We start from the raw sequence: 11507 nt of genomic DNA, 5'->3' as shown, positions 1-11507 counted from the left end.
GCTGTTGTCTATCTGTTTATCTCGCTTTTGAGTGAATGTTTTTTTGTAATTTTGCGGCATGATGAAGGAAGATAAACGTGTATTATTGGGCATGAGCGGTGGAACCGACAGTTCGGTAGCTGCTATGTTATTGCAAGCAGCCGGTTATGAAGTTACCGGTGTTACTTTTCGTTTCTATGAGCTGAACGGCTCTACCGAATACCTAGATGATGCCCGTGCCTTGGCCGATCGTCTGGGGATAGCCCATGTTACGTATGATGCGCGCGAGGTGTTCAAAGAACGCATTGTCAACTACTTTGTAGATGAGTACATGGCGGGGCGCACACCCGTGCCTTGTACGCTGTGCAATAATTATCTTAAATGGCCTTTGCTAGCGAAGATTGCCGATGAAATGGGTATTTTTCATCTCTCTACGGGGCATTATGTGCGCAAGGTGTTGCTCGACGGGAAGTATTATATTACTCCGGCGGTTGATCGGGACAAGGATCAATCGTTCTTCTTATGGGGATTGCAACAGGAGGTGCTGGAACGTATGCTACTTCCGATGGGCGAGATGACCAAACCTGCCGCACGGGCTTATGCAGCAGAACGCGGATTTGCAAAGGTATCTACGAAGAAAGACAGTCTGGGCGTTTGCTTCTGCCCGATGGATTATCGGAGCTTCCTGAAAGAGTACGTCACAAACTTTGTGACGCTACCTGACGCGTCACAAACTGTTTGTGACGCGTCACTGACATCGGCTGACAATTCTTTGGTAACGCCCGGTAACGTTACCGAATGCGTCACAAAGCGTTTCAGCAATGCGATTGGCAGAGGTCGCTTTCTCGATGAAAAGGGACATTTTATTGCCTGGCACGAGGGATATCCACTCTACACCATTGGGCAGCGTCGCGGATTGGGGATTGATCTGAACCGTGCCGTCTTCGTCAAAGAGATACGTCCGGCTACGAACGAAGTCGTGCTGGCACCGTTGCAGTCGCTCGAACGAATGGAGATGGTGCTTAAGGAGTGGCATTTGACCGACGAATCCCGGGTGTTGGGTCATGACGATATTGTCGTGAAGATTCGCTACCGCAAACAACACAACCATTGCACGGTAACAGTGACCGCAGAGGGACTGTTGCACGTGCAGTTGCATGAACCGCTCACAGCCATCGCCCCGGGGCAGGCGGCTGCGTTTTATAAAGACGGTTTGTTGTTAGGAGGCGGCATCATTGAGTTCTAACATCGTTTCGATGTATTCTCTTGTATTGCTCAGGCGGGGCACTTTGTGCTGTCCGCCCAACTTGCCTTTCAGAGCCAGCCAGTGATGAAACAGACCTTTGCGCGCTACCACCACTTCGAGCGGTTGCAAGGCAATGTCTTTCCAGCGTTTGGCTTCATAGTCCGAGTTGACTTCTTTCAGCGTAGCGTCGAGCACCGAGGCAAACTTATCGACTGAATCGGGCATTTTGGCAAACTCAATAATCCATTGATGACGGCATTTGGCCTGTTTGTCCATAAACACCGGGGCAGCAGAGTATTCGCTTACCAACGCTCCGGTAGCGGCACAGGCTTTGGCCAGTCCCTTTTCGGCATTATCCACGATCAACTCTTCGCCAAAGGCATTGATGAAGTGTTTGGTGCGGCCGGTAATGACGAACTTATAGGGGTTCTTGCTGGTGAACTTGACTGTATCGCCGATCATATACCGCCAAAGGCCGGACGAAGTCGAGATGACGAGTGCGTAGTTTTTGTCCAGCTCCACCTCTTCGAGGCAATAGGTGAGAGGGTTTTCTTTCCCAACCTCTTCGAGTGGAATGAATTCGTAGAAGATACCGTAATCGATCATCAACAGCATTGATGGGTCCGATAAGTCGTTTTGCGTGCCGAAGTAACCTTCGGAAGCATTGTAAGTCTCTACATAATGCATATCGGGTTTATGGATCACCTGCTTGTATTGTTCGCGATAGGGCGTAAAAGCAACGCCACCGTGGAAGAATACTTCCAGGTTGGGCCATACCTCTTCGAGGCTTTGTTTGCCGGTCTTTTCGAGAATACGCTTGATAAGCACGAGGTACCACGAAGGTACGCCCGAAAGATTGGTTACGTTGGCATGTATGGTGCTGTTGGCAATGGCCTCGATCTTGCTTTCCCATTCGTCCATCAAAGCGATTTTCTTGCTGGGAACGCGTACCAGATTAACCAACGGACTGACGTTTTGAATCAGGATGGCCGAGAGGTCGCCTACCAAACTATGATTGGAGTTTAGGTTCGGGCTGTGACTACCGCCTAGAATAAGACCTTTGCCCGAAAAGAAACGGCTCTCCGGATTGATACGGAAGTAAAGTGCTGCGGCATCTTTACCACCTCTGTAATGAATGTCGTTTAGTGAGTCCTGGCTGACGGGTAGGAACTTACTCTTATCATTGGTCGTACCCGAAGACTTGGCAAACCAACGTATCTCCGAGGGCCAGAGAAGGTTTTTCTCGCCTGCACGAAGACGCTCTACGTAGGGTTTTACTTCTTCGTACGTTTGTATGGGAAGGCGATTTTTGAAATCGTCATAGTTGCGTATGCTTTTATAATCATATTTCTTTCCCCACTCTGTTTGAGCTGCCCGGCTAACCAGTTTTGTCAATACTTGGTGCTGTATTTCACCCGCTTGGCTGTTATAGAGATCAATTTCTTTGAGTCGGGAGTCGAAAGCTTTACTTATAATCTTTGTGATATTCATTGCTACTTGACTGTATAACGTTTAATCGCACAAAAGTAACCTTATTTATCTTTTTTTTCTATCTTTACCACGGAAATAATCGTTAAAAGTGCTCAGATCGTGCAGAAAGGGTATAAATATCAATAAAAGTAAAGGCAATGAGAATTGGAATCTTGACTTCGGGGGGCGATTGTCCCGGCATTAATGCCACCATTCGTGGTGTAGGCAAAACAGCCATGAACTATTATGGTATGGAGGTGATGGGCATTCACAGTGGTTTTCAGGGACTACTGACGAAGGATGTTGAGTTGTTTACCGAGAAATCATTGTCGGGATTGCTCAATTTGGGAGGTACCATACTGGGTACATCGCGCGAGAAGCCGTTCAAGAAGAATGCCACCGGACCTGATATAAACAAGGTTGAGATCATCCGAAACAACATTGCCGAGCTGGGCTTGGACTGTATCGTCTGCATCGGAGGAAACGGCACACAGAAGACTGCGGCAAAGTTTGCTGCCATCGGAGTCAATGTGGTGTCCGTGCCCAAAACCATCGATAATGATATCTGGGGAACCGATTTCTCTTTTGGTTTCGACTCTGCCGTTCATATTGCGACCGATGCTATTGATCGGCTGCACTCAACCGCCAGCTCACATAAGCGGGTGATGGTTATTGAAGTAATGGGGCATAAGGCGGGTTGGATTGCTCTGTATTCGGGTATGGCCGGTGGTGGCGACGTTATTTTAGTGCCCGAGATTCCCTATTCGGTCGCCAATGTTCGCGAAACGATTATGAACCGCTTGAAAAGAGGAAAACCTTACTCGATTATTGTGGTGGCCGAAGGCATCCCAACGGAGGGAGGACGGCGAGCCGGTGAATTCATCGCCAAAGAGATAGAACGTGAAACCGGAATAGAGACCAGAGAAACGGTGCTGGGCTATATACAAAGAGGTGGATCGCCTACACCGTTTGATCGTAACCTGTCGACCCGTATGGGTGGACACGCTACGGAACTAATTGCCAATGGGCAGTTCGGTAGAATGATTGCACTGAATGGAAATGAAATATCCTCGATTCCTTTGGAGGAGGTGGCAGGTCGCTTAAAGCTCGTCACCGAGGAGCACGATCTCGTTGTTCAAGGTCGTAAGATGGGTATCTGCTTCGGTTAGAGAGTCCCCTTGCTGTGCTTTGGCTTGGTAGATTAGTTCAATAAATTCCGGGTCGCTTTTTATCTTTTTCAAGGCTATCTGTGCTGCATTTTGTTGCGACTCTTTCTTTGAGTATCCGTTGCCTGCACCACCGGGAATGCCTTCGATGCGTACTTCTGTCTGGAAAACCGGATTGCTCTCTTTGTCCAGGCACTGTTCTATGAGTTCGAACGAAATCATCATTTTGTTCTTCTGGCTCCACTCGATGAGCTTCGACTTGAAGTTAACCTCTTTGCGTGATAGTTTATCGAGGTCGATAAAAGGGTGAATGATTTTCTCTTCGAGGAATCGTTTGCAACACTCGTATCCCTGATCCAAGTAAATGGCTCCGATGAATGCCTCAAAGGCATTGCCATACATATAGCTGTTGTGCGAGGAAGAGCGTGCAGCGTATTTAATGAGTTTGTCCAATCCGATTTCGACAGCCAGTTGGTTCAATGTTTCGCGTTGAACAATTTTAGAGCGGGTGTTCGTTAAGAAGCCTTCTCGTTTGCCTTCAAAATGCCTGTAAACGATATCTGCCACAATCGCATCCAATATGGCGTCGCCCAGAAACTCAAGGCGTTCGTTGTTAAGCAAGCGTCCTTTCTCTGTACGTACGGTTGTCGATTTGTGTAATAGTGCCTGCTCGTAGAGCTGGATATGGCGGGGGTAGAACCCAAGTATCTTATAAAAACAAAGATAAGACTCTCTGTTCTTGACGAACAGGAGCCTTATCTTATTTATTTGGTTACGTAACACGACTTTATTCTGCGTATTTTTTGAAGATAACACAAGCATTATGACCGCCAAATCCGAACGTGTTCGAAAGAGCAACATTTACTTCACGTTTCTGAGCTTTGTTGAAAGTGAAATTAAGGTTATAGTCAATATTCTCGTCGTTGTCACCTTCTTCGTGGTTGATAGTCGGGGGAACGATACCGTTCTGGATGGCAAGAATACTTGCAATGGCTTCTACCGCACCGGCAGCACCTAGCAAGTGGCCTGTCATTGATTTGGATGAACTGATGTTCAACTCAAATGCATGATCGCCAAAAACTTCTTTGATTGCCTTCGATTCCGAAATATCTCCCACTGGAGTAGAGGTTCCGTGTACGTTGATATAGTCCACTTCTGATGGATCCATCTCAGCGTCTTCGAGTGCGTTGCGCATCACTAACTTAGCACCCAGCCCATCGGGATGAGAAGCTGTAAGGTGATGAGCGTCGGCAGACATTCCTACACCGGCTACTTCAGCATAAATTTTCGCGCCACGAGCTTTAGCATGTTCCAACTCTTCCAGAATCAGACAGCCGCCACCTTCGCCCATAACGAAGCCATCACGGCTTGCGCTAAACGGACGTGAAGCTTTTGAGGCTTCATCGTTGCGGGTCGATAGGGCATGCATCGCATTGAACCCGCCTACACCTGCCTCAGCAATGGCTGCTTCAGAACCACCCGATACGATTACATTCGCTTTACCCAAACGGATAAGGTTGAATGCATCAGCGATGGCATTGGTTGAAGTTGCACATGCAGAACAGGTAGCGTAATTAGGACCATGGAAGCCGTACATGATAGAAATCTGTCCGGCAGCTATATCCGAAATCATCTTGGGGATGAAGAACGGGTTAAACTTCGGACCGTTTTCTTTGTTGAGTGCGTAATTGCTTACTTCCTCTTCAAATGTGCGGATACCACCAATACCGGCACCAAAGATGACGCCGATTTTGTTACGATCCTCATTCTCGATATCAAGTCCCGAGTCTGTAACAGCTTCTTTGGCAACTCCAATGGCATACTGTGTATACAGGTCCATCTTACGTGCCTCTTTGCGATCCATATATTGATTTGCATCGAAGCCTTTCACTTCACATGCAAATTGGGTCTTGAATTGCGATGCATCGAAATGAGTAATAGGTCCTGCTCCGCTAACCCCGTTCACAAGATTTTCCCAGAACTCGGGAACATTGTTGCCAATGGGGGTAATGGCGCCCAGACCTGTTACTACAACTCTTTTTAATTCCATATTGATGAAATTCGATTACTTAACGTGAGCTTCGATGTAAGATACAGCGTCACCTACAGTACCAATCTTTTCAGCTTGGTCGTCTGGGATAGAAATACCGAATTCTTTCTCGAATTCCATGATAAGTTCTACCGTGTCAAGTGAATCTGCTCCCAAGTCGTTTGTGAAGCTTGCTTCGATAGTAACTTCTGATTCTTCAACGCCTAATTTATCAACGATAATCGCTTTCACTCTTGATGCAATTTCAGACATAACTTTAAGTTTTTAATTAATAATTAGTTTTATTTCTTTAAATTTGCGGTGCAAAGGAATAAATATTTATCGTTCTGAGCAAGTATTTGACTAAATAAATGCATTCCGTTGCACATTTTTCACTGTTTTGTGCATAGAATTGACTTATAATGAAGAAAAACATCGCTATTTTTGCTTCCGGATCAGGTACTAATGCTGAGAACATTATCCGGTATTTCGAAGAAAATGATTTGATTAGAGTGTCTTTGGTTCTTTCGAATAGAAGTGATGCGCTGGTTTTAGAGCGTGCACAAGGCTTGCATGTGCCTACCGCTGTGTTTTCGAAAGATGATTGGCAGACGGGAAAGGCTATTTTAACATTATTGAAGACCCATCATATCGATTTCATTGTGCTTGCAGGCTTTTTGCTGCGCGTACCCTTGCCTCTTTTGCATGCTTATCCTAATAAAATAATAAATATACATCCGGCTCTATTGCCTAACTACGGGGGAAAGGGGATGTATGGCGATCGTGTGCACGAGGCTGTAGTAGCCGCAGGCGAGAAGGAGAGTGGCATTACGATACATTACATTGATGAGCATTATGATGAAGGAAGTATCATCTTTCAGGCTCAATGTGAGGTGTTGCCCGACGATTCTCCCAAAGAAGTGGCGCGTAAGGTACACGGTTTGGAATATAAGTACTACCCTTCTATTATAGAAAAGGTAGTACTCAAGTAAAGCTTACGGGCACTCGATGCTATACGCCTGCTCCTCTCTTCGTAGGGGATAATCTCCTCGCAACTGTTCGAACAACTCGGGATGAGCCTTCAGGGCATCACTGTCTTTTCGAGGATCGTACATTTTCAACAATGCCTCTTCACGGTTGGAGGCGTGTATCACTTGTTCGTCGGGTTGGGGAGGAGTGATCTGGTACTGCGCGTCGATATGGAAATGTTTGCAAAGTGCATCGAGCGACATGCGTGTGGCATTGGCTTTCCCATCGGCCGAGTAACCGGCAATGTGTGGCGTCCCTATCATCACCTCTTTTAATAACTGCGGATGTATGTTGGGCTCATGCTCCCAGACATCGATCACGGCCTCTGCAATCTGGTTTGTGTGCAAGGCGTTCAACAGCGCCTGTGTCTCGATCACCTCGCCGCGTGAGGTATTGATAATAACCGGTTGGCGTTTCAGCGAGCGAAAGAAGTGCTCATCGGCTAGGTGATATGTTTTGAATTTACCTTCTATATATAAAGGTACGTGAAAGGTTATCACATCACATTCTTGCGCAATCTCGGCCAACGAGCAAAAAGAGACGCTTCCTTCTTGTTCGGCTCTGGGCAGGTCGTTGAGCAAAACACGCATGCCCCATTGCTTGGCCAAAGTGGCTATCTTGCTGCCTACATTGCCCACACCTACAATGCCGATCGTCATTTCGTTCAGTGCTCGGCCGCACATTACCTTTAATAATAGGAGAGTGGATTGTATGTACTGTGCAACCGAAGCCGAATTGCAGCCGGGCGCATTGGTCCAGGTGATTCCTGCCGATTGGCAATAGGCAGTATCTATATGATCGAATCCGATGGTCGCAGTGGCAATAAACCGCACATGGCTACCTTCTAATAATTCTTTGTTGCAATGGGTGCGGGTACGGATGATTAATGCGTCCGCATCACGTACCAACTCGGGGGTAAACTCTTTGCCCGGCACGTAAACAACTTCGTCGGCTATTTGCTCAACTGCTTCTCGTATATAAGGAATTTTATTGTCTATAATGATTTTCATAATCTCTCTATTATTTAGAAGAAGCAAAGATAAAAAATAAAAAAGTAAGAAACTGTTGCCCGTCTGAGAAATATTGCATAGCTTTGTTTTATTGTATATTTAATAATTAATTTAAGAATATGACATTTAGCAATCTTTGTAACGACATTTTTGGAAAATCGACAGCCGATTACCATATAACGGATAGCGTTGATGCAACGATAAACAATCCTTACGAGATGAAGTCCATTGAGTATTATTTGTATCTCAAAAACTGGATTGATGCCGTGCAATGGCATTTTGAAGATATCATTCGTGACCCTCATATAGATCCTGTAGAGGCACTTGCTCTAAAGCGTCGTATTGATAAGTCCAATCAAGATCGTACCGACTTGGTGGAGTTGATCGATAGCTATTTCTTCGATAAATACAAAGATGTTCAGCCATTGGCAGATGCTACTATCAATACCGAAAGTCCCGCTTGGGCTATCGACCGTTTGTCTATTCTTGCATTAAAGATAGTACATATGCAACAGGAAGTTGACCGCACGGACACTACCCCCGAGCATCACGAACAATGCCTGAAGAAACTAAACATCTTATTGGAGCAGAAAAAAGATCTTTCGACCGCCATCGACCAGCTACTTGCCGATATTGAAGCGGGTCGTAAGTATATGAAGGTGTATAAGCAAATGAAAATGTATAATGATCCGGCATTGAATCCGGTTCTTTACGCCAAGAAGTGATAGATGGCGCGTATTCTTGTTATTCGCTTTTCGGCCCTTGGCGATGTGGCTATGACGGTGCCGGTCATTCATTCGTTGGCAACACAATATCCACAGCATGAGATTATTATATTGAGTCGTGGTATGATGCAGCCTCTTTTTCAGAGGCTGCCTTCCAATGTTCGTTTTATAAATGCCGATCTGTCGGGCAAGCATAAGGGCATTCGGGGGTTGAACCGTTTGTATAATGAGCTTAAGGCCATGCGTTTTGACTATGTGGCCGATCTGCATAATGTGTTGCGCTCTCGTTATCTTCGGTATCGTTTCTTACTTTCGGGTGTTTCCGTTGCTGCTATTTGCAAAGGGCGGTTGGGAAAGAAGCAGTTGATTCGTCGTCGGCACAAGGTGTTGGTGATGCAAAAGACCTCTTTTCAACGTTATGCCGATGTGTTTTCTGCACTTGTATGTCCTGTTCGGCTTGACTTCACCTCCATCTATGGCGCAGGCAAAGGCGATTTTTCCCAAATCGCTTCTGTTGTTCAACCCAAAGGAACCGATAAGTGGATCGGGATTGCTCCCTTTGCTAAACATAGAGGCAAGATATATCCGATAGAGCTTCAGGAACAAGTCGTTGCTCACTTTGCTGCTAACCCAACGGTGAAAGTGTTTCTCTTTGGAGGCGGAAAAGAAGAACAGGAAGTCTTTGATCGCTGGACAAAAAAATATCCATCTGTTACCTCTCTGATCGGTAAGCTCAACTTATCGACCGAATTGAACCTAATGAGCCATCTCGATGTTATGTTGTCGATGGATTCGGCCAATATGCATTTAGCTTCACTGGTGGGTATTCCTGTTGTATCGGTTTGGGGAGCTACACATCCGTATGCTGGTTTTATGGGTTGGAAACAGCAACCGGATCACACGGTACAACTCGATCTCTCCTGTCGCCCGTGTTCTGTTTACGGACAGAAACCTTGTTTTCGTGGCGACTATGCCTGTTTAATGCAAATTACGCCTCGACAGGTGATAGAGAAGATTGAAAGAATAATTAGTTGATTGTATGAAGTCTATAGTGTATTATATTGTTTTCTTTTTTTGGTTTATCGCGTCTTTACTTCCACTACGGTTGTTGTATCTTTTTTCCGATATACTTTATTACCCACTTTATTACTGTGTGCGTTATCGTAGAAGAGTAGTGCGCAGTAATCTTTTAAGCTCTTTCCCCGAAAGGAGTCTGAACGAAATTGTCCGGATAGAGAAGGAGTTCTATTCCTTCTTTTGCGATTATATTGTAGAAACAATTAAGCTCTTTTCGATGAGTAAGAAGGAGATGCAAAAGCGGATGAAGTTCGAAGGAGTAGAATTGGTAAGCGATGCTTTCGACGCCGGCCGTTCTTGCTCTTGTTATTTGGGACATTATTGCAACTGGGAGTGGGTGAGCTCACTGCCCATTCATTTAGGACGTCCTGAAATCTGTGGACAGATCTATCACCCGTTAGAAAATAAGGCTTTTGATAAGTTGTTTCTTTATTTACGCGGGCGGTTTGGGGCTAAATCAGTTACGATGGATGATGCCTTCCGAACGGTGCTTGGTTGGAAAAAAAGCAAAGTTATCAATATCGTGGGTTATATTTCAGATCAAGTTCCGGGATATGAGAATGTGCACTATTTTGCTGATTTCCTTCATCACGATACTCCTGTTTTCACCGGGACTGAACGTATATCGAAGATTGCAGATACCACTGTAGTATACATGGATATATTCAGACCCAAGCGAGGGTACTATACGTGTCGATTCATAAAGATTGCTGATTCTTTAAATGATCTTCCCCCGTTTTATGCTACCGAACAATATTTCCGATTGCTTGAAAAGACAATTCAACGCGATCCACAGTATTGGTTATGGTCTCATAATCGTTGGAAACGTACTCGCGAAGAGTTTAATCAGTTATATCCCGAGGCGAAGCGGGAAAAGCGTTTAAGTCGCCCTTAATCTTTTATTATCTGCTCAATCGGAACAATGTTTTTGTTATTGTTATACGTAAAGGGTGAATAAATAATGCTTGTAGGTAGGTTGTTAACTTACTTAATGGAGGGGTCGTGATTGTGACTCCTCGTGCTGTGCCAGATGAGGTTCGGGAAGCCAAGACAGCCTGTCCACTTCGATATCTTTTTTCCATTTTTTCGGGTAAGAAACAATAGTTATTTAATGATTCTGAGAAGCAGATACACCCTGTTAATACAGATTGATCATGTCGGTGCTCTTTAAATGTATTGCGTTCGTTCTTAATCTCTTCTTTCGGAACATCAACAAATAAATCAGCTCGCTTTGTTGCTAACTCATACCAATGATCGATTACATCGTTATTTGTCGTTTTTTTGATAAGCAAAAAGGTTGCCTGTATTTGGTTGGCAAATCTCCAGTATCTCTTCTGAGGGTTGAAGTAGTTGAAAACCGATTGTTTACACCACTTTTTATTCTTTCCGGTAGCGATGAAAAAGACTGCCTCTTTTTTCTTTAGCATGTCGAAGTAGTACTCCCAATCTTTGTGTTTTAGTAGTGTGCATCCGGCATCCACATAAACAACGATGTCTCCTTTATCAAGTCTTTCCAGCGTATGATGGATAATCCAGGGCTTCCACAGCCAATAACCTCCTCCTCTGCTGTATTGTTCTGTATAGACTCTGAATGTGGGAGGTAACATTTCATCTGTATATAATAATATTTCATCAAAATAGCCAAGCGATTTAGCTTCTTTTTCTATTCGTTCAAGAGACTCTTTATAGTTATGGTCTCCATATGAAATTAAAACTTTCTTCATATACAATAGTCTATTTTCGGACAAATATAATAAAAATAATAAATAGAATCGT

Annotated in this window: 12 protein-coding genes; 6 read left to right on the top strand and 6 right to left on the bottom strand. The window is 44.8% G+C overall.

Annotation, left to right across the window (positions count from 1 at the left end):
• Positions 1-61: 61 nt before the first annotated feature.
• On the top strand, positions 62-1225 hold the full coding sequence (mnmA, locus tag TY03_RS02790; protein WP_042367321.1) for a tRNA 2-thiouridine(34) synthase MnmA: 1164 nt from the start codon (positions 62-64) through the stop codon (positions 1223-1225).
• Here mnmA and TY03_RS02785 read toward each other — a convergent pair.
• Positions 1199-2716, bottom strand: a complete 1518-nt coding sequence (locus TY03_RS02785) for a GH3 auxin-responsive promoter family protein (protein WP_042367117.1) — start codon at positions 2714-2716, stop codon at positions 1199-1201. The genes mnmA and TY03_RS02785 overlap by 27 nt on opposite strands.
• Positions 2717-2853: 137 nt before the next feature.
• Here TY03_RS02785 and TY03_RS02780 point away from each other — a divergent pair, with 137 nt between their 5' ends.
• Positions 2854-3864 carry an ATP-dependent 6-phosphofructokinase gene (locus tag TY03_RS02780; protein ID WP_042367115.1) on the top strand — a complete coding sequence of 337 codons (1011 nt, stop codon included), beginning with the start codon at positions 2854-2856 and terminating at the stop codon, positions 3862-3864.
• Here the strand turns inward: TY03_RS02780 and rnc are convergent.
• Genes rnc through TY03_RS02765 form a run of 3 tightly spaced genes read right to left on the bottom strand, consistent with a single transcriptional unit; the run spans position 3796 to position 6163 of the window.
• Positions 3796-4644, bottom strand: coding sequence for a ribonuclease III (gene rnc / locus TY03_RS02775; RefSeq protein WP_042367320.1), 849 nt, complete (start codon positions 4642-4644; stop codon positions 3796-3798). The two genes, TY03_RS02780 and rnc, sit on opposite strands and share 69 nt — an antisense overlap.
• A 4-nt stretch (positions 4645-4648) precedes the next feature.
• Entirely contained in the window at positions 4649-5911 is a 1263-nt protein-coding gene (fabF, locus tag TY03_RS02770; protein WP_042367113.1) for a beta-ketoacyl-ACP synthase II, read from the bottom strand.
• A gap of 15 nt (positions 5912-5926) precedes the next feature.
• On the bottom strand, positions 5927-6163 hold the full coding sequence (locus TY03_RS02765; protein ID WP_042367111.1) for an acyl carrier protein: 237 nt from the start codon (positions 6161-6163) through the stop codon (positions 5927-5929).
• 149 nt (positions 6164-6312) lie between these two features.
• On the opposite strand from TY03_RS02765, the gene purN reads away from it, so the two are divergent.
• Positions 6313-6882: a phosphoribosylglycinamide formyltransferase gene (gene purN, locus TY03_RS02760; protein WP_042367109.1), complete on the top strand. Its 570-nt coding sequence runs from the start codon at positions 6313-6315 to the stop codon at positions 6880-6882.
• Between the two features lie 3 nt (positions 6883-6885).
• On the opposite strand, the gene pdxB is transcribed toward purN, so the two are convergent.
• Positions 6886-7929, bottom strand: coding sequence for a 4-phosphoerythronate dehydrogenase PdxB (gene pdxB, locus TY03_RS02755; protein ID WP_042367107.1), 1044 nt, complete (start codon positions 7927-7929; stop codon positions 6886-6888).
• A gap of 119 nt (positions 7930-8048) precedes the next feature.
• Between pdxB and TY03_RS02750 the strand changes: the two genes are divergently transcribed.
• The 3 genes from TY03_RS02750 to TY03_RS02740 are packed head-to-tail and all read left to right on the top strand — an operon-like array spanning position 8049 to position 10626.
• Positions 8049-8654 carry a DUF4254 domain-containing protein gene (locus TY03_RS02750; protein WP_042367105.1) on the top strand — a complete coding sequence of 202 codons (606 nt, stop codon included), beginning with the start codon at positions 8049-8051 and terminating at the stop codon, positions 8652-8654.
• 3 nt (positions 8655-8657) lie between these two features.
• Positions 8658-9689, top strand: coding sequence for a glycosyltransferase family 9 protein (locus TY03_RS02745; protein WP_042367103.1), 1032 nt, complete (start codon positions 8658-8660; stop codon positions 9687-9689).
• 4 nt (positions 9690-9693) lie between these two features.
• Positions 9694-10626 carry a lysophospholipid acyltransferase family protein gene (locus tag TY03_RS02740; RefSeq protein ID WP_042367101.1) on the top strand — a complete coding sequence of 311 codons (933 nt, stop codon included), beginning with the start codon at positions 9694-9696 and terminating at the stop codon, positions 10624-10626.
• A gap of 7 nt (positions 10627-10633) precedes the next feature.
• Here TY03_RS02740 and TY03_RS02735 read toward each other — a convergent pair whose 3' ends face one another.
• The gene (locus TY03_RS02735) at positions 10634-11455 is read right to left on the bottom strand and encodes a hypothetical protein (protein ID WP_042367099.1); all 822 of its coding nucleotides are present in this window, start codon (positions 11453-11455) and stop codon (positions 10634-10636) included.
• Positions 11456-11507 lie beyond the last annotated feature (52 nt).

Source organism: Bacteroides neonati (genome assembly GCF_000499785.1).
GTDB classification, from domain to species: domain Bacteria; phylum Bacteroidota; class Bacteroidia; order Bacteroidales; family Bacteroidaceae; genus Bacteroides; species Bacteroides neonati.
This window is presented reverse-complemented; position numbering and strand designations above follow the sequence as displayed.